The 17,500-nt window shown below is 70.0% G+C and carries 14 protein-coding genes and 3 pseudogenes; 9 read left to right on the top strand and 8 right to left on the bottom strand.

What is annotated here, in order from left to right; all coding sequences use genetic code 11:
* The first annotated feature begins 318 nt into the window (after positions 1-318).
* Positions 319-684: a PRC-barrel domain-containing protein gene (locus ACFWNV_RS13555; RefSeq protein ID WP_383945221.1), complete on the top strand. Its 366-nt coding sequence runs from the start codon at positions 319-321 to the stop codon at positions 682-684.
* A 69-nt stretch (positions 685-753) separates the two neighbouring features.
* On the opposite strand, the gene ACFWNV_RS13560 is transcribed toward ACFWNV_RS13555, so the two are convergent.
* The 3 genes and pseudogenes from ACFWNV_RS13560 to ACFWNV_RS13570 all read right to left on the bottom strand — a co-directional run.
* Complete coding sequence (locus ACFWNV_RS13560) at positions 754-1,524, bottom strand: peptide ligase PGM1-related protein (RefSeq protein ID WP_383945223.1); 771 nt, start codon at positions 1,522-1,524, stop codon at positions 754-756.
* Between the two features lie 165 nt (positions 1,525-1,689).
* The gene (locus tag ACFWNV_RS13565) at positions 1,690-1,977 is read right to left on the bottom strand and encodes a DUF5133 domain-containing protein (RefSeq protein ID WP_383945226.1); all 288 of its coding nucleotides are present in this window, start codon (positions 1,975-1,977) and stop codon (positions 1,690-1,692) included.
* 266 nt (positions 1,978-2,243) lie between these two features.
* Positions 2,244-2,564 (bottom strand): annotated as a pseudogene (locus tag ACFWNV_RS13570) (hemerythrin domain-containing protein); the annotation flags it as partial.
* A gap of 202 nt (positions 2,565-2,766) precedes the next feature.
* Here ACFWNV_RS13570 and ACFWNV_RS13575 point away from each other — a divergent pair.
* The 3 genes from ACFWNV_RS13575 (at position 2,767) to ACFWNV_RS13585 (ending at position 5,712) form a co-directional block, all read left to right on the top strand.
* Positions 2,767-3,216: an SRPBCC family protein gene (locus tag ACFWNV_RS13575; RefSeq protein WP_383945229.1), complete on the top strand. Its 450-nt coding sequence runs from the start codon at positions 2,767-2,769 to the stop codon at positions 3,214-3,216.
* 511 nt (positions 3,217-3,727) lie between these two features.
* Entirely contained in the window at positions 3,728-4,168 is a 441-nt protein-coding gene (locus tag ACFWNV_RS13580; protein ID WP_383945232.1) for a hypothetical protein, read from the top strand.
* A 302-nt stretch (positions 4,169-4,470) separates the two neighbouring features.
* Entirely contained in the window at positions 4,471-5,712 is a 1,242-nt protein-coding gene (locus ACFWNV_RS13585; protein ID WP_383945234.1) for a PP2C family protein-serine/threonine phosphatase, read from the top strand.
* A gap of 421 nt (positions 5,713-6,133) precedes the next feature.
* Here the strand turns inward: ACFWNV_RS13585 and ACFWNV_RS13590 are convergent, their stop codons facing one another.
* The 5 genes and pseudogenes from ACFWNV_RS13590 to ACFWNV_RS13610 all read right to left on the bottom strand — a co-directional run bounded on the left by ACFWNV_RS13590 (position 6,134) and on the right by ACFWNV_RS13610 (position 11,269).
* The gene (locus ACFWNV_RS13590; RefSeq protein ID WP_383945237.1) at positions 6,134-8,380 is read right to left on the bottom strand and encodes a catalase; all 2,247 of its coding nucleotides are present in this window, start codon (positions 8,378-8,380) and stop codon (positions 6,134-6,136) included.
* Between the two features lie 57 nt (positions 8,381-8,437).
* Positions 8,438-8,803, bottom strand: a pseudogene (locus ACFWNV_RS13595) (glutathione-dependent formaldehyde dehydrogenase); the annotation flags it as partial.
* A 129-nt stretch (positions 8,804-8,932) separates the two neighbouring features.
* Positions 8,933-9,955: a DNA topoisomerase IB gene (locus ACFWNV_RS13600; protein ID WP_383945240.1), complete on the bottom strand. Its 1,023-nt coding sequence runs from the start codon at positions 9,953-9,955 to the stop codon at positions 8,933-8,935.
* Between the two features lie 85 nt (positions 9,956-10,040).
* Complete coding sequence (locus ACFWNV_RS13605; protein WP_383945393.1) at positions 10,041-10,193, bottom strand: hypothetical protein; 153 nt, start codon at positions 10,191-10,193, stop codon at positions 10,041-10,043.
* Positions 10,194-10,249: 56 nt separating this feature from the next.
* Positions 10,250-11,269, bottom strand: coding sequence for a LacI family DNA-binding transcriptional regulator (locus ACFWNV_RS13610; RefSeq protein WP_383945242.1), 1,020 nt, complete (start codon positions 11,267-11,269; stop codon positions 10,250-10,252).
* Positions 11,270-11,472: 203 nt separating this feature from the next.
* Between ACFWNV_RS13610 and rhaI the strand changes: the two genes are divergently transcribed.
* The 5 genes and pseudogenes from rhaI to ACFWNV_RS13635 all read left to right on the top strand — a co-directional run.
* Positions 11,473-12,633: an L-rhamnose isomerase gene (gene rhaI / locus ACFWNV_RS13615; protein WP_383945245.1), complete on the top strand. Its 1,161-nt coding sequence runs from the start codon at positions 11,473-11,475 to the stop codon at positions 12,631-12,633.
* Between the two features lie 60 nt (positions 12,634-12,693).
* Positions 12,694-14,733, top strand: coding sequence for a bifunctional aldolase/short-chain dehydrogenase (locus ACFWNV_RS13620; protein ID WP_383945248.1), 2,040 nt, complete (start codon positions 12,694-12,696; stop codon positions 14,731-14,733).
* Complete coding sequence (locus tag ACFWNV_RS13625; RefSeq protein ID WP_383945251.1) at positions 14,730-16,196, top strand: rhamnulokinase family protein; 1,467 nt, start codon at positions 14,730-14,732, stop codon at positions 16,194-16,196. The genes ACFWNV_RS13620 and ACFWNV_RS13625 overlap by 4 nt, the downstream gene beginning before the upstream one ends.
* A gap of 74 nt (positions 16,197-16,270) precedes the next feature.
* Positions 16,271-17,026 (top strand): (Fe-S)-binding protein, encoded by a 756-nt coding sequence (locus ACFWNV_RS13630; protein ID WP_383945254.1) that lies wholly within the window; start codon positions 16,271-16,273, stop codon positions 17,024-17,026.
* Positions 17,023-17,472 (top strand): annotated as a pseudogene (locus ACFWNV_RS13635) (LUD domain-containing protein); the annotation flags it as partial. The gene ACFWNV_RS13630 and the pseudogene ACFWNV_RS13635, both read left to right, overlap by 4 nt.
* Between the last annotated feature and the right edge of the window lie 28 nt (positions 17,473-17,500).

A 17,500-nucleotide genomic window follows, 5' to 3' on the forward strand; every position in this document is an offset into this window, starting at 1 on the left:
CCCCTTCCCGGGGTGGCCGGCCACCGCCAAGTCGTCGTCCGGCCCTCACCACACGGAAGTAATGAAGGCCGACATCGGGGGCATCCTGACGACAGCCGGGACGGTCGCCGTGACGCAGCAGGGGACCTGCTCACCTCCAATGATCGACGGCCGCCCCGGTCCCGCATATGGATCCGGGTGTGTGAAGTCGAAATGGCGGGGCAGGCGACGGAAAGGCGGAACACAGCACGACCGCCGAGCACGACGTACGGAACAAGGAGGATCAGCGGCGAATTCATTTGCCGTCGTCCTCCGTTGACCGGAGGAGTTGTTTTTCGCGTGACTGAGCATGTGTGGAGTTACCAGCCGACTTCGGGCCACCTGGCCGGTACGGACCTGACCGGCTACAAGGTCGAGGCGACCGACGGCAGCATCGGCAAGGTCGACAAGCACTCCGACGAGGTCGGTGACGCCTACCTGGTGGTCGACACCGGGGTCTGGATCTTCGGCAAGGAGGTCCTGCTGCCGGCGAGCACCGTCGTCCGGGTCGACCCCGAGGACAAGAAGATCTTCGTCGACCGCACCAAGGAACAGATCAAGAACGCCCCCGAGTTCCACCGGGACAAGCACCTCGGCGACGCCGGTTACCGGCAGGAGCTGGGCACGTACTACGGCACGGGTGCGCCTTTCAATCGCCCCGTCTGATCGCTTCCCCGTATGACGATGCCGGTCCCGACACCCTTCGTGGGCGTCGGGACCGGCATCGTCGTACGGTCAGCCGCCCTCGAAGGCGAAGACCTCGGCCAACTCGGCTTCCTGCTCGTCCACGTCGCCGGCGCTTGCGGCGATCACCGCGTACCGCCAGGAGCGGCCGTCGGGCGGGACGTCCGCGTAGAGGACCACGCCCTCGCCCCGCTCCGGGTCGAACGCCAGGCCCAGGGCGGTCCCCCACTCCTCCAGCTCACCGACGACGTGCGCGCACGACGGCGGCAGCGGAGAGACGTACCCCGTGAAGGCGGCCTCCGCGCGCCGGCACATCCGCCCTGCGGGCAGCCTCATGCCCAGTCGGCCGGCCGCCTCGCGGAAGCCGGTCTTCGTGTTGAGCAGCATGGTCGTCTCGAGGGCGGCCTCGGCGCGCTCGACGGTGGGGTACGGGTGGACCGCGAGGCCCGTGTCCCGGGCGAACGCGATCGCCGACGCGTCCAAGGCCGTCGGCAGCAGCGCTGCGCCCCGGTCCCCCGCGAGGGCCCGGACGTGCTCGACGAGGCCGGCCTCGCGCACCGCCCGCGCCAGCGGCACGGCTCCGGCGGGCGGCACCTCGACCACCGTCACCGATTCCGGGGGCACGCCGGTCAGGTCGTACACGTACCGCAGGAACTCCCGGCTCAGCGGCACGGGAGTGACGAACACGTCCCCTGCCCGGAGCAGCCACGCCTTCCGCGGAGCCTGCTGGGCCCACTGCGTCAGGATCTGTCCCTCGTCGAGATCCACCGCCAAGTCCGAGACGAAGTTCGCGAACACCACGATCGAGCCCGTCCCAGCCACCGCCAGCCTCCTCTGATTACAGGTCAGGGGAACGGCTCCCACGCCTCGGGGCAGGCTCCCCGCCACTCGACGAAGTCGGGATCGATGCGCACCGGCACCTCTTCACGTCCGAACGGGTGGTCAGGACCGAGCCGGGCCTGCCGTGGCTCCGCGACGGTGAAGCGATCAGCCGGAGACGAGCACCGAGTCATCGAGGGCACCTGTGCCGGGCAGGCGGTGGCGGGCGGCAATAAGAGCAGCGTGGATGTCCGTCGTGCCGGTGGACACGCACAGCGCCCGTTCAACGTCCTCGATCTCCTTGCGCACGGGCGAGTCACCTTCCGCGGCGTCGAGTACCGACAGCGCCCAGTACCGGTCGACGAGGCCTGGGAGCACGGCCGGGTGAGCCATCAGCATGGGGGTGCCTTTCGCCAGCAGATCGAACAGATGGCCGCCGTTTACCCTCCCGATCACCGTTGAATCACACAGCCCAGCCTGTTCGCCTCTGGCCCCTCACCATGGCCTGGACGCTCATGCGGGCCGGTTCGACCCACGCCTCACGGCACAGCTGCGCACCGGCACGGCAGCTCGGCTGCCGCAAGTTCCGGCGCGCCGGCCGCAGAACTCGGCGAAACCGCAAGGGGTCTGCGGGGCTCGGCTGACCGACTCGGCGGATCCCCGCCACGTACCGTAGCCACACTCAGCCGCTCTGCCCTCACCTCGGAACGAGGCACGCGCCGTCAGCTCTTGGCGCTGGGAACGGCCAGCGGCTCGCCGGGAGCCTTCTTCTTCGCCTTCTCCATCTGTTCGCCGAGTTCGGTGAGGCGATTGCGGCCCATGGCCTTGCGAACGCCCGGGAACCACTCCTTCTCCTCCTCCTCGACGTGGTGGCGCACGTTCTCGATGAGGACGGTCATCTTGGCGTCGAAGCGCTCGTCGGCCGCGTCGAGGTCCTTGAGCCCGGAGAGCATCCACAGCACGACGTGGTGCTCCTCGATGCTCTCCAGGACGTGGTCCTCGGTGTCGGGCGCGGCCTCCCGAGCGGCCGGGTAGAAGATCCGCCGTACCGGGCGCCTCGGTCGGGCACCCCGACGGCGTGTACCCGATGCGCGTACGTACCGCTCATCCCCCTGGGGCGATTGGCCCGGACCGTCTGGCAGTGGTTCATCGTCCGGAGTCAGGGCAGGCGAGAAACCGCGGGGCAGGTCTCCCGTGAAAGATGCCGACTCTGGCATCCAGATGCCGTAGAGAAGGGATTGACTCGTGTCGAAGGTAGAAGAGTCCGTCGAGGTCGATGTGCCCGTACGCACCGCCTACAACCAGTGGACACAGTTCGACTCATTCCCTCAGTTCATGGACGGCGTGGAACGTATCGACCAGCGCACCGACACCATGACCCATTGGGTGACGAAGGTCGCGGGCGTGGAGCGCGAGTTCGAGGCCGAGATCACCGAGCAGATACCCGACGAGCGGGTCGCCTGGACGACCCTGGGCGGCGAGGTCAAGCAGGCCGGTGTGGTCACCTTCCACCGCCTCGACGACACCCGGTGCAAGGTGATGCTCCAGCTCGACTACGACCCCGACGGCTTCGCCGAGAACGTCGGCGACAAGCTCGGCTTCGTCAAGCGGCAGGTCACTGGCGACCTCAAGCGGTTCAAGGAGTACATCGAAGACCGCGGCCGCGAAACCGGCTCCTGGCGCGGGAAGGTCTGACCCCTTCCCGGTCCTGTACGTGTCGTCACCGTGGCACGCATCTCCTCCAGGAGCCCGGTCTGCGGTGCGGCACGCTCCGGCAGTGACTCCAGGCCCTTCGCGGAGAGGCGGCCGTCCGTTTCGGCCGAGGACCTCAGCGCCCGCCAGCCGATGCCCTTGCCGTGGGCTGCCAAGGGCATCGGCTCGGCTTCCAGGACATCGCTGAGCGGGGCGCGGGAGAGGGCGTCCCGATATTCCTCGATCTGGAGGACCAGAAGGGCCGGGAAGGGCCCCGTTCTCACGCCAAAGCTCTGACGGGCTGCTCCGCCTGGTGAGATTGAGCTGGGCCCCGCGGAGCTGAAGTCACCGACAGTGAGGGTCCGCTTCACTCGACGCACTCGTCGGCCACCGTCCCGCCCGCTACGCGGTGATTGCTTGACTCCGGCGCCTTCGGGTAGACGCCGAATGGATCGGCGGGCTTCCGCCGGCCACAGCCCATTCGCACCCGACAGTGCGGAATAGGGAGCGCTCCATGATCCTCATACTCGGCCTCGTCATCCTGATCGCCGCGCTGATACTCGCGGTGGCCGGGGTGATGGCGAACCTCGGCGGTGCCCACGAACTCACCAACGACTTCTCCGTCTTCGGCTACCACGTCACCAGCTCGACCGGCGCCCTGTTCCTCTACGGCATCGCCGTAGGCGCGGCCGCCGTCCTGGGTCTGGCCCTCATCTTGGCGGCGGCCCGCCGGGCCTCCCGCCGCAACCGCCTGGCCCGCCACGAAGCTTCCCTCACCTCGAAGCGGGAGAGCGCGGTCGTGGACCGCGAACGCGAGGACCTGATCGAGCAGCGTGACGCCGCCCGCGCGCAAACCGCCCAGGCCCTCGGCGACGACCATCCCACCACCGCGGCCCCGACCACAGGCCACCGGCGCCCCACATCGCTCGGCGGGCGGCACGATCCCCTCCAGTGACGCGAGTCGATCCTGGTGCCAGACCTCCCCACCGGTGGACCGTCAGCTCGTCGGTCACTGCCGGGCTTCCTGGGATCGAACAGCCACGGCCCGAAGAGGGCTGGTGTCGTGCGGTGCGTGAGGCTGAGGCATCTGCGTGGTGCAATGTCACCTGTCCGATGCCACCGGTGGCGCTGGTCCGTCGCGCATCCGAGACGGAGCCGAAGGTCAGCAAGCAGTGGGGAGTCTCTGTGAGCACAGGAGGTCCGGTTGGCGGGGAAGCAACGCGGCCTCCTTCGGGTGGCAACGGCCGGGGTACGGCGATGACCCTGGCCGGGACCCTGGAGGCCGCCGAGGCCGCAGCGCCCGTGGAGTCGCTCGACGTGGTCGCGCGCATGCTCAAGGAACACCTCGGGGCCGCGTCCGTATCGTTCCTGATCACCGACTTCACCGGCAGTTCGGTCGTACGGCTCGGAGCCGCGGGCAGCATCGAGACCGACGAGCCGGCCCGGCGCATCAAGCTCAGAGGCACCCTGTACGACGACGTGATCCGCAGCCAGCAACCTCGAGTCGAGGCCGGGAACGGTGACGAGGACGGGGAGCAGTTGGTTCGCGTCGTCGCTCCGGTGACCAACCGCGGAGATGCCATCGGGCTCCTCGAACTGTTCCTGCCCGCCGCCCCGGACGCGGAGGTGATGCAGGAGATCGGTGAGACCGCGCACGCGCTGGCGTACATCGTCATCGCGAACCGGTCCTTCACCGATCTGTACCAGTGGGGTCGCCGGACCACCCCGCTGAGCCTCGCCGCGGAGATCCAGCACCGGCTGCTCCCCGCGTCCCTGGCGTGCGAGGCGGCCCAGTTCGCGGTCGCCGGGGCTCTGGAGCCCGCCGACCATGTCGGGGGCGACACCTTCGACTACGTCATCGACCGGGACACCGTCCAGCTCTCCGTGACCGACGCCATGGGGCACGACGTCGACGCCGCGATGCTGGCGACCCTCGTAGTGGGCGCTCTGCGGCGCGCGCGGCGGGAGGGCGCAAGCCTGGAGGAACAGGCCCGGCAGGCCGACCGCGCCATACGGGATCACGGCCGCACGGGGTACGTCACCGGCCAGCTGTTGCGCATCAGCCTGCTCGACGGCACCACCGAGTTCATCAACGCCGGCCACCCCTGGCCTCTGCGGATGCGGGACGGGGAGGTCCGGGAGATCGTTCCACTCGTCGACCTGCCCTTCGGTTTCGGTCACCATGCCTCGCACGACTACGCCTACCGGTTGCAGACGCTGGACCTGCGACCGGGTGATCGGCTGGTCATGCTGACGGACGGCATGCTGGAGCGCAACGCCCGGACCCTCGACCTCGCGGACCTGATCATCCGCACCCGCGAGCTGCATCCACGAGAAGCCGCCCGCACCCTCATCGGCACGATCATCGACGCGGGCGACGGCCATCTCGACGACGACGCGACCGTCATGTGCCTGGACTGGCACGGCGTCGCCAACTCCCAACGCGACGCCGCCACCGGCGCAGACCTCACCGACGCCTCACAGCCGTCGAGAACGTAACGAACGAGAACCGGGCTACTGCCCGTCGGCGGGCTACGGGGCTACTGCCCGTCGGCTGGGTTTGATTCGTCGGGCCGGGGAGCGTGCTGCGACCACTTGGGCCGGATCCTTGCCGACTCCTCCGGCCAGGACGCGTGCTTCCGCGTGGTCGACGCCGGCCGGGACCCGACGTCGAGGTCGCCGGCGGCGCGTTCCCGGGTGTTGGCTTCACGGACTCGCTCGGGGTCGCTCGGCGGCGCCGTCGAACCCGTGCCCGCCCGGGAGGGGGCTCCTGGAGGCCGGCCGTGGTCGTCGGCGACGCCGCCCTGATGCTGCAGCAACGGAGGCCCTGGTGGGGCCGTGTCGGTGTCGGACGTCGTACCTTCAGTAGTGGATTCTCCCACGGCTCTCTCCGCTCTGTGCGTGTGATCGCTCCCCCGGGTCAGAGGCCCGGCGGGAACCTGTCCCAGGCGCGGTGCGAGGCCAGGGCTCCGGTGATCTGCTCCGTCACTGCCGCCACGCCTGCGGCCACGGCGATGCCCGGCTCGTCCGATCTCATGCCGGCGCCGGCCAGGAATTCTTCCGCACCGCTCCAGCCGCCGATGGCCTTGCCGTGGCGGTACGCCTCGGTGACGAGCAGCACCACGCGCGGGTCGGGAGCCTGCGGCGGCCGGGCCGTACCGGCCTTGGCGTCGCGGGCGCCGTAGGCGTCCGCGCCCGCTTCGGGCGCCCCGGCCAGGAGCAGCGCGTCGAATTCGACGGAGCGGGCGGTGGCGAAGGTGCGCTGGACGGCGATCGGGTCGCCGTCGGCGTCGAGGGTTCCGCCGGTGGGTGCGATGACCAGGGGCACCATGCCGGAGTCCAGGATCGCCTGGCGGGCGGTCCGTACACCGTCCAGATCGGCCTCCGGGTCGGCGATGATGCCGATCACGCGTCCGTCCGTGGGCCAGGTTCCTCCCATCTGGGAGAGGGCGGGGCTGGGGTCGGCGGCGACGAGGGGCACGGTGGCCACGGGTGCCGGCAGGCCGAGGCCTGCGGCGACCTTCGCCACGAGCTCGGGGTCGATGTTCGCCAAGACCTTCAGGGTGCGTTCCTTGATGGCCTGCTCGTAGCACTTGTTCAGCTCGAAGGTATAGGCGGCGACGATGTGTTCGCGCTCGGTCGGGGTCATGCTGAGCCAGAACAGGCGGGGTTGGGTGAAGTGGTCCGAGAAGGAGGCGGGTGCCTCACGGACCTTGCTCGCCGCCGGAACCTTCACGGGCGTCTCGATGAAGGCGCTCATGTCGGCGCCGGCGAGGAACGGGCAGCCGCCGTCAAGACTGTTGGGGTGGTAGGGGGCGACGCCGGTGTGGACCGCGGTCTGGTGCATGCCGTCGCGGAGCATGTCGTTGACGGGGGCGTGCGGCCGGTTGATCGGGATCTGGCCGAAGTTGGGGCCGCCGAGGCGGCTGATCTGGGTGTCGAGGTAGGAGAAGAGCCGGCCGGCGAGCAGCGGGTCGTCGGTGACGTCGATGCCGGGGACCAAGTGACCGGGGTGGAAGGCGACTTGCTCGGTCTCGGCGAAGTAGTTCTTGGTGTTGGCGTTCAGGGTCATCAGCCCGATGGGCTGGACCGGTGCGAGCTCCTCCGGGACGATCTTCGTCGGGTCGAGGAGGTCGATGCCCTCGAACATCTGGTCCTCGGTGTCGGGAAAGACCTGGATGCCCAGCTCCCACTGCGGGAAGGCGCCGGATTCGATCGCGTCGGCCAGGTCACGGCGGTGGAAGTCGGGGTCCATGCCGCAGATCAACTGCGCTTCCTCCCAGACCAGGGAGTGCACGCCCAGCCTCGGCTTCCAGTGGAACTTCACCAGCACGCTCTCGTCGGCCGCGTTGACCAGCCGGAAGGTGTGGACCCCGAAGCCCTCCATCATCCGGTAGGACCGCGGGATGCCGCGGTCGGACATGTTCCAGATGGTGTGATGGGTGGCCTCGGTGTGCAGGGACACGAAGTCCCAGAACGTGTCGTGCGCGCTCTGCGCCTGCGGGATTTCCCGGTCCGGATGCGGTTTGCCGGCGTGGATGACGTCGGGGAACTTGACCGCGTCCTGAATGAAGAACACCGGGATGTTGTTCCCGACCAGGTCGAAGGTGCCCTCGCCGGTGTAGAACTTCGTGGCGAAGCCCCGGGTGTCGCGCACCGTGTCGGCCGAGCCGCGCGAGCCGAGGACGGTGGAGAACCTTACAAACACAGGTGTCTCCACACCCTTCGCCAGAAACGCGGCCTTGGACACCTCGGCGGCCGCTCCGTACCCCTTGAAGACACCGTGGGCTGCGGCGCCCCGCGCGTGGACCACCCGCTCCGGGATCCGTTCGTGGTCGAAGTGGGTGATCTTCTCGCGCAGATGGTGGTCCTGGAGGAGGACCGGACCGCGCGGGCCCGCCTTGAGCGAGTGATCGGTGTCCGGCAGACGCGTGCCCTGCCCAGTGGTCAGGTACGCACTTCCCTGCGCCACCCGCGCCTGGCCAGCGCCCGTGGCCTGCCCGGTCGGGCTCATCGTCTCGGGGCCGTCCTGATCCGCCTTCGGGGGCAACGGGTCCACCGGCTGCGTGGGCTCGGCCGGCGGTGGCGACACGGGGCCCGGCTTGCCCGGCAGGCTGGGCTCGCCCGACTTGGGGGCGGAGGCCTTCGGAGTGCGCTTCGCGGTCATCATTTCTCCTGTGTCTCGGGGTGAAATGGGGACGTGACGGGCCGACCGTCGCTCACGTCATGGGGTGAAGAGGACTTTGACGGCGCCGTCGCGCTTCTTCTGGAACATCTCGTACGCGTCCGGTGCCTGCTCGAGCGGCAGGTGGTGCGTGGCGAAGTCGTCGACGCCGAGCAGGTCCCCGTCGGTGAGCAGGGGGAGGATGTCGTCCACCCAGCGCCAGACGTTGGCCTGGCCCGTGCGCAGCTGCAGCTGCTTGTCGAACATCATCAGCAGGGGCATGGGATCGACCGCACCGCCATACACCCCGGACACCGAGATGGTGCCGCGGCGACGGACGAGGTCGATGGCGGTGTGGAGGGCGGAGAGCCGGTCGATGCCCGCGCGTTTCATCAGGGCCGCGGCCCATGTGTCCGGCAGGTAGGTGGTCGCGCCCCCGACCGCGCCGATCAACCTGATGCGCCCGGTCCGCTTTCCACCCCGTCGCGTACGACCCGCATGACGAGTGGCCGACGGAAGCGTCGGCTTCAGGGGTCGGCCGCCACGACGATCCGCTCACGGATGCCCCTCGGCGAGAAGCCGACGTACTGCGTCCTCCACGGCGCCGTGCGTCGCGGGGTCCCCCTGCGCGGCGCTCGCGCCGAGCGCGTCGAGCGCGGGCCGGATCGTGATGCCGTCCTCGAACAGCTCCACCACGCGCGGGTTGATGTAGGACGCACGGCAGACAGCCGGCGTATTGCCCAGGTAGCGGCTCACTTCACGCACGGCCCGCGCCTCCGCGCTCCGACGACGGGCGAGCGAGCCTTCGGCCATCCCCTCGGACACGGCGAGGGCCACGGCGGCGAGCACCGTCGCGTGCCACGTGCGGAAGTCCTTCGCGGTGAGATCGGCGCCGGCCCTGTCCCGCAGGTACTCGTTCACCTCCTCGGCGCGTACGTCGTGCCAGGTGCCCGCCTGCCGGTAGACGAAGAGCTGCGGGCGGTCATCGCGCCGCAGGAGCGCCCGGACCACCGCGAAGGAGGCCGGATCCTCGATCGACCGAACCTGCTGCTGGGCCGACTTGCCCGGGAAGTCGAAGCGGACCTGCCCCCGGGCGCACCGTGCGTGTTCCCGCAGCAGTGTGGTCAGGCCGTACGCCTCGTGGTCGCGCCGGTACGCGGCTCCCCCGATCCGGAAAAAGCCGAGGTCCAGCAGCCGCGCCACGCAGGCGAGCACCCGGTCCCGTACCAGTCCCCGCCCACGCAGGTCCTCCTCGACCGCCTCCCTCAGGAACGGCAGGCGCGCGGACACCTCCAGTACGTGATCATGCTTGGACGCTTCACGCAGCTCGCGGAACCGTTCGTGATAGAGGTACTGACGCCGCCCGGCGGCGTCCGTCCCCATCGCCTGGATGTGCCCGTTCCCCCAGGGGCAGACCCACACGTCCCGCCAAGCCGGAGGGATGACCAGCGCCTTGATCCGGGACCGCTCCGCGTCGTCAGTGACACGACGCCCTTCGGAATCGACGTACCGGAACCCGCTCCCCGCGCGCAGGCGCGTCCATCCAGGACGGTCCGGGCGACTCGTACGCAGCCTCACGGCTCACCCCGCCCAAGCGGAGGCGCACACGAGGGCTCACACGGCTCTTTACATGACATATCGGGCGCCTACCCGTGGTGCACGTTCACACTCCCCCGCCCCGCTCCTCACGCGTTCGTCCGGCAGCCCGGCCGCCGGCGCCCAGCAGGCCGGTCTGGACGTCAGGGTGTCCGGCGCCGCGGATGAGGATCAGCTCGGCGGAGAACGGGCCGATGCCGGGCAGATCTCGCGGTGCCACCGGGCAGCGAACCCTCACCATCGACTGGCCGCCCTCTCTGCCCTCCCGGTTCCGTTTCACCGCGAGGGCAGAGAGGAGCTGCGCACCACCAGTTCCGGCTGCAGCACGATGTGCCGGTGCTCGTGTGCGGCCCCGGCTGCCCCCGTCTCCTCAAGGAGCATCTCGGCCGCCAGCGTGCCCATCGTGACGGCCGGCTGCCGCACGGACGTCAGCGGGACCGCCGCCGCCGCGGCGAATTCGATGTCGTCGTAGCCGACGATGGCCACGTCGTCGGGGACCCGCACGCCGGCGGCGTACATGGTCTGCAGGAATCCAAGGGCCAGCAGGTCGTTGGCGCAGAAGACCGCGGTCGGCCGGTCGGACAGGCCCAGGAAGCGCGATCCCGCGTCCCGGCCCGCGGCCACGTCGAGGCTTCCGGCCGGCAGCTCGAACAGCGCCGACTGCGCCAGGCCCGCTTCGGTCAGCGCGTTCCATGCCCCGGTGCGCCGGTCCCTGACCTGGCTGAGCTCCTCGGGCCCGGACACGTAGGCGATGGAACGATGCCCGGCATCGATGAGGTGGCGCACGGCCAGGGCCCCGCCGATCACGTCGTCGACCGAGACCGAACACTGGTCGGCCCCCTCGGCGACCCGGTCGACGACGATGAAGGGAATGCCGTGCCGCCGGAACGCCTCGAGGTTACGGCCGCTGGCGTCGGCGGGTGTGAGGAGCACGCCCCGCACCCGCTGCTCCGCGAAGAGCGCGAGGTATTCGGCCTCCTCGGCGGGGCTCTGCCCGCTGTTGCACACCATGACGCCCAGTCCCGCCCGGCGCGCGGCGCGTTCGGCACCCTTCGCGATGTCGACGAAGAAGGGGTTGGCCATGTCGAGGACGAGCAGCCCCAGGATGCGGCTGTGGCCGGCGCGTAGCTGGCGTGCGGACTCGCTGCGTACGTAGCCGAGCCGGTCGATGGCGGATTGCACCCGGAGCCTGGTGGTTTCGGAGACCGAATCCGGGCGGTTGATCACGTTCGAGACGGTTCCCACGGACACGCCGGCAGCACGGGCGACGTCTTTGATCCCCACCGATGGGGCCATGGGCCCAGACCTCCAGGCAGTACGGGCCGGCAACGGGCGTTCAGGTTACTAGATGAATCGTTTTAACCCCAGCGCCCACATCAGCAACAGCCGGGCCGCCGCTATGCGAGAAGGGCACCCTTGACAGGCAGTTGGCCAAGCTCTTAGCTTCCGAGCAAGGAATTGAATCGTTTCATTTCATCTTCATGCCGCAGGAGCGCCCAGTGACCGACCACGCCACCGTGAAGGCTGCCCTGAAGACCCAGGCCATCGAGACGCCGTCGTGGGCGTACGGCAATTCCGGCACCCGCTTCAAGGTCTTCTCCCAGCCCGGGGTGCCCCGCACTCCGCAGGAGAAGCTCGACGACGCCGCCAAGGTCCACGAGCTGACCGGGGCCGCGCCGAGCGTCGCCCTGCACATCCCCTGGGATCGGGTGGACGACTACGGGGCTCTCGCCGCGGACGCGGCCGAGCGCGGACTGCGTCTGGGCGCGATCAACTCGAACGTCTTCCAGGACGACGACTACAGGCTGGGCAGCGTCTGTCACCCCGATCCGAAGGTCCGGAAGAAGGCGGTCGGTCACCTCCTGGAGTGCGTGGACATCATGGACGCCACCGGGTCCAGGGACTTGAAGCTGTGGTTCGCGGACGGCACCAACTACCCCGGCCAGGACGACATCCGCGCACGCCAGGACCGTCTGGCCGAGGCCCTTGCCGAGGTCTACGGCCGGCTGGGCGAGGACCAGCGGATGCTTCTGGAGTACAAGTTCTTCGAGCCCGCCTTCTACGCCACGGACGTACCGGACTGGGGCACCGCCTACGCGCACTGCCTGAAGCTGGGCGAGCGGGCGCAGGTCGTCGTGGACACCGGGCACCACGCGCCGGGCACCAACATCGAGTTCATCGTCGCGACGCTGCTGCGCGAAGGGAAGCTCGGCGCCTTCGACTTCAACTCGCGCTTCTACGCCGACGACGACCTGATGGTGGGCGCCGCGGACCCCTTCCAGCTCTTCCGGATCATGTACGAGGTGATCCGCGGCGGCGGCTTCACGCCGGACGTGGCGTTCATGCTCGACCAGTGCCACAACATCGAGGCGAAGATCCCCGCGATCATCCGCTCGGTGATGAACGTCCAGGAGGCGACCGCGAAGGCCCTCCTCGTCGACCGGAACGCGCTGGCCGCGGCCCAGCGTTCCGGCGATGTCCTGGCTGCGAACGCGGCCCTCATGGACGCCTACAACACCGATGTGCGGCCCCTGCTCGCCGAGGTCCGGGAAGAGCTGGGCCTGGACGCCGACCCGGTCGGCGCATACCACCGCTCCGGCTGGGCGCAGAAGACCGCCGCCGAGCGGGTCGGCGGCGCGCAGGCGGGCTGGGGTGCGTGAGTCCCGCCAGCGCCCGTACCCCCACTCCACCCCGTCACGGACCTGAGGACACGTAGCGATATGACTCTGCACCCCGAAGCCGCCGCTCTGCTGGAGCGCTCTCACCAGCTCGGCGCGGACGCGCGCAACACCAACTACGCGGGCGGGAACACCTCCGCGAAGGGCACCTCCACCGACCCCGTCACCGGCGGCGACATCGAGCTGATGTGGGTCAAGGGCTCCGGGGGCGACCTCGGCACCCTCACGGAGGACGGGCTCGCCGTCCTGCGCCTCGACCGGCTGCGCGCCCTCGTGGGCGTCTATCCCGGCGTGGAGCGCGAGGACGAGATGGTGGCCGCCTTCGACTACTGCCTGCACGGCAAGGGCGGGGCCGCGCCTTCCATCGACACGGCCATGCACGGCCTGGTGGACGCCGCGCACGTCGACCACCTCCACCCGGATTCGGGCATCGCACTGGCCTGTGCGGCGGACGGTGAGAAGCTGACCGCCGAGTGCTTCGGCGACACGGTGGTGTGGGTGCCCTGGCGGCGCCCCGGTTTCCAGCTCGGCCTGGACATCGCCGCCGTCAAGGAGGCGAACCCGCAGGCCATCGGCTGTGTCCTCGGCGGCCACGGCATTTCCGCCTGGGGCGACTCCAGTGAGGAGTGCCGGCGCAACTCGCTGCACATCATCCGCACCGCCGAGCAGTTCCTCGGGGAGCGTGGCCGGTCGGAGCCGTTCGGGCCGGTCATCAGCGGATACGAGCCGCTGCCGGAGGGGGACCGCCGGGCCCGGGCCGCCGCCCTGGCTCCGCACATCCGGGCCATCGCCTCCCAGGACCGGGCGCAGGTCGGGCACTTCAACGACGGCGAGGCCGTACTCGACTTCGTCGCCCGCGCCGAGCACCCGAGGCTGGCCGCGCTGGGCACCTCCTGCCCCGACCACTTCCTGCGCACCAAGGTGCGGCCCCTGGTCCTCGACCTGCCGCCCACCGCACCCCTTGGCGAGGCCGTCGCCCGCCTGCGGGAACTGCACCTCGCCTACCGCGAGGAGTACACCGCCTACTACCGGCGCCACGCCACCGCCGACTCCCCCGCCCTGCGCGGTGCGGATCCCGCGATCGTGCTGGTGCCCGGTGTCGGCATGTTCTCGTTCGGCAAGGACAAGCAGACCGCGCGCGTGGCGGGCGAGTTCTACGTCAACGCGATCAACGTGATGCGCGGCGCGGAGGCCGTCTCCAGCTACCTGCCGATCGACGAGGCCGAGAAGTTCCGCATCGAGTACTGGGAGCTGGAAGAGGCCAAGCTGCGGCGGATGCCCGCGCCCAAGCCGCTGGCCACCCGCATCGCGCTGGTCACGGGCGCGGGCAGCGGCATCGGCAGGGCGATCGCCCACCGACTGGCGGCGGAGGGGGCCTGCGTGGTGGTCGCCGACCTGAACGAGGACAACGCCGCGGCCGTCGCCGAAGAGCTCGGCGGCCCTGACAGGGCCGTGGCGGTCCGCGTCGACGTCACCTCGGAGGAGCAGATCACGGGCGCGTTCCAGGAGGCTGTGCTCGCCTTCGGCGGCGTCGACCTCGTCGTCAACAACGCGGGCATCTCCATCTCCAAGCCGCTCCTGGAGACCACCGCCAAGGACTGGGACCTGCAGCACGACATCATGGCCCGCGGCTCCTTCCTCGTCTCCCGCGAGGCCGCGCGGATCATGCGGGACCAGGGCCTGGGCGGCGACATCGTCTACATCGCGTCCAAGAACGCCGTCTTCGCCGGCCCTAACAACATCGCCTATTCCGCCACCAAGGCCGACCAGGCACACCAGGTCCGCCTGCTCGCCGCCGAGCTCGGAGAACACGGCATCCGCGTGAACGGGGTCAACCCCGACGGTGTCGTCCGTGGCTCGGGGATCTTCGCCGGCGGCTGGGGCGCGCAGCGTGCCGCCACGTACGGCATCGAGGAGGAGAAGCTCGGCGAGTTCTACGCCCAGCGCACGCTCCTCAAGCGCGAGGTGCTGCCCGAGCACGTCGCGAACGCGGTGCTCGTGCTCACCAGTGGCGACCTCAGCCACACCACCGGCCTGCACATCCCCGTCGATGCCGGCGTCGCCGCCGCGTTCCTGCGATGAGCACCGAGCCGCAGCCGTTCGCCGCGGTCGACCTCGGCGCGTCCAGCGGACGCGTCATGGTCGGCCGCGTCGGCCCCGGCACCCTGGAACTGGCCGAGGCCCATCGCTTCCCCAACCGGCCCGTGCGTGCCGGTGCCACGCTGCACTGGGACATCCTCAGCCTGTACGCGGGCGTCCTCGACGGACTGCGCGCGGCCGGAGCCACCACGGGCGGACGCCTCGCCTCGGTCGGAATCGACAGCTGGGCCGTGGACTACGGGCTGATCGACGACGACGGCGCCCTGCTCGGCAATCCCGTGCACTACCGGGACGCCCGCACCGAGGGAGTGCCTGAAAAGGTGTGGTCCAAGGACCCGGCCGAGCGACTGTACGCGCAGACCGGCATTCAGTACGTGCCCTTCAACACCCTGTACCAACTGACGGCCGCCCGGAGCACTGCGCAGTTGGCCGCCGCTCGGCGGCTCCTGCTGATCCCCGACCTGGTCTCCTACTGGCTGACGGGCCAGGAGGGGACCGAGCTCACCAATGCCTCCACCACCCAGCTGCTCGACCCGCGCACGGGAAGCTGGTCGTACGCCGTCGCCGATGCCGCGGACATCGACCTCAGCCTGTTCCCGCCCCTGCGGCGTCCCGGCGATCCCGCGGGCCTCCTGCTGCCCGAGGTCCTCGACTCCACGGGGGTGGCCGGTCCCGTGCCGGTCACCACGGTCGCTTCGCACGACACCGCCTCGGCCGTTGTCGCCGTTCCCGCAGCGCGGGACGAGCGCTTCGCGTACATCTGCACCGGCACTTGGTCGTTGGTCGGCCTGGAGCTCGAATCACCCGTCCTGACCGAAGCGAGCCGCCGTGCGAACTTCACCAACGAACTGGGGATCGACGGGACCGTCCGCTACCTGCGCAACGTCATGGGGCTGTGGCTCCTGCAGGAGTGCATGCGGGAATGGGAAGACACCGGTCTCGTTCCGCTGCTGAAGGCCGCCGCGGAAGTTCCGGGCCTCGTTTCCGTTGTGGATGCCGCCGACCCCGACTTCCTCGCCCCCGGCCGGATGCCGCAGCGCATTGCCGAGGCGTGCGGCAGGTCGGGCCAGCCGGTGCCGCGTACGCCCGCCGAGACGACCCGGTGCATCCTCGACTCCCTGGCGCTCGCCCACCGTAAGGCCGTCCAGGACGCACAGCGCCTCGCCGACCGGGAGGTCGACGTCATTCACATCGTGGGTGGAGGAGCACGCAACGCCCTGCTGTGCCAATTGACGTCTGACGCGTGCGGGTTGCCGGTGGTGGCCGGTCCGGCGGAGGCGGCAGCCCTCGGAAACGTGCTCGTACAGGCGCGCGCCCAGGGACTCGTCGGCGATCGCGCGGCCATGCGGGAGCTGTTGGCGCGTACCCAGCCCCTGGCCCGCTACGAACCGACCAGTGCCCGGGCGGCCTGGGCCGCCGCAGCCGAGCGGATCACCCCTCCCTGACCGCTGTGCGCGGGCGCGGGTCGAAGCGTCCCCCGCGCCCGCCCGCGGTCCAACAGTCGCTACGAAGGAGCACCATGCGTGTCGCCCTGTTCCTGACGTGTCTGAACGACACGTTGTACCCCGACACCGGCAAGGCGGTGGTGAAGCTCCTGACCCGGCTGGGCGTCGACGTCGACTTCCCCATGGCTCAGACCTGTTGCGGGCAAGCGCACTACAACACCGGCTATCGGCACGAGGCCGAGCCGCTCGCCCTGCACTTCGCCCGCGTGTTCACCGGCTACGACGCGATCGTCACACCGTCCGGGTCGTGCGCCGCGATGGTGCGCGAGCTGTACCCGCGCATGGGCGAACGAGCGCGGGCCGAGGGCCGCGGCGGGACCCTGTCCGCCACCCTGGCCCCCGTGGTGCCCGCGACGTACGAGCTGACGGAGTTCCTCGTGGACGTGCTGGGGGTGACGGACGTCGGCGCGTACTACCCCCACACCGTCACCTACCACCCCACCTGCCACGGGCTGCGCAGCCTCGGCCTGGGAGAGCGTCCGTACCGGTTGCTGCGGGCCGTCAAGGGCCTGGAGTTGGTCGAGCTGCCGGGTGCGGACGAGTGCTGCGGTTTCGGCGGCACCTTCGCGGTCAAGAACGCCGATGTCTCGGCCGCGATGGGTGCCGACAAGATCCGCAACGCCGAGTCGACGGGCGCGCAGGCGCTCTGTGCGGCGGACAACTCGTGTCTGATGCACCTCGGCGGGGCCATGTCCCGGCTGAAGGTGGACATGCGGCCGGTCCACATCGCGGAGATCCTCGCGAGCACGGAAGGGAGGTCCGCGCTGTGAGCGGAACCTTCGTAGGAATGCCGGCGTTCCCGAAAGCAGCCCGTGAGGCCGTCGGGGACGAGCGGCTGCGTGCCAACCTCCGGCACGCCACCCACACCATCCGCGACAAACGGGCCCGCGCCGTCGGCGAACTCGAGGACTGGGCAGCCCTGCGGGAGGCGGGGAAGCAGATCAAGGACCACACGCTCCGTCACCTCGACCGCTATCTCCTCCAATTGGAGGAAGCCGTCACGGCCGCCGGTGGCATCGTCCACTGGGCCTGCGACGCCGCCGAGGCCAACCGGATCGTCGCGGACCTGGTGAAGGCCACCGGCGAGACCGAAGTCGTGAAGGTCAAGTCGATGGACACCCAGGAGATCGGCCTCAACGAGGCCTTGGAGGCCGAGGGCATCCGGGCCTACGAGACCGACCTGGCCGAGCTCATCGTCCAGCTCGCCAACGACCGGCGCCCTGTTCAACAAAGGACGTATCGGG

The sequence above is a fragment of the Streptomyces sp. NPDC058401 genome, from assembly GCF_042722885.1.
Lineage (GTDB): Bacteria > Actinomycetota > Actinomycetes > Streptomycetales > Streptomycetaceae > Streptomyces.

Coding starts and splice junctions, on each gene's coding strand:
- ACFWNV_RS13580 (WP_383945232.1), top strand. CDS start 3,728: ATGATCCTCATACTCGGCCTCGTCATCCTGATCGCCGCGCTGATACTC.
- ACFWNV_RS13630 (WP_383945254.1), top strand. CDS start 16,271: ATGCGTGTCGCCCTGTTCCTGACGTGTCTGAACGACACGTTGTACCCC.
- ACFWNV_RS13585 (WP_383945234.1), top strand. CDS start 4,471: ATGACCCTGGCCGGGACCCTGGAGGCCGCCGAGGCCGCAGCGCCCGTG.
- ACFWNV_RS13590 (WP_383945237.1), bottom strand. CDS start 8,380: ATGACCGCGAAGCGCACTCCGAAGGCCTCCGCCCCCAAGTCGGGCGAG.
- ACFWNV_RS13620 (WP_383945248.1), top strand. CDS start 12,694: ATGACTCTGCACCCCGAAGCCGCCGCTCTGCTGGAGCGCTCTCACCAG.
- ACFWNV_RS13625 (WP_383945251.1), top strand. CDS start 14,730: ATGAGCACCGAGCCGCAGCCGTTCGCCGCGGTCGACCTCGGCGCGTCC.
- ACFWNV_RS13610 (WP_383945242.1), bottom strand. CDS start 11,269: ATGGCCCCATCGGTGGGGATCAAAGACGTCGCCCGTGCTGCCGGCGTG.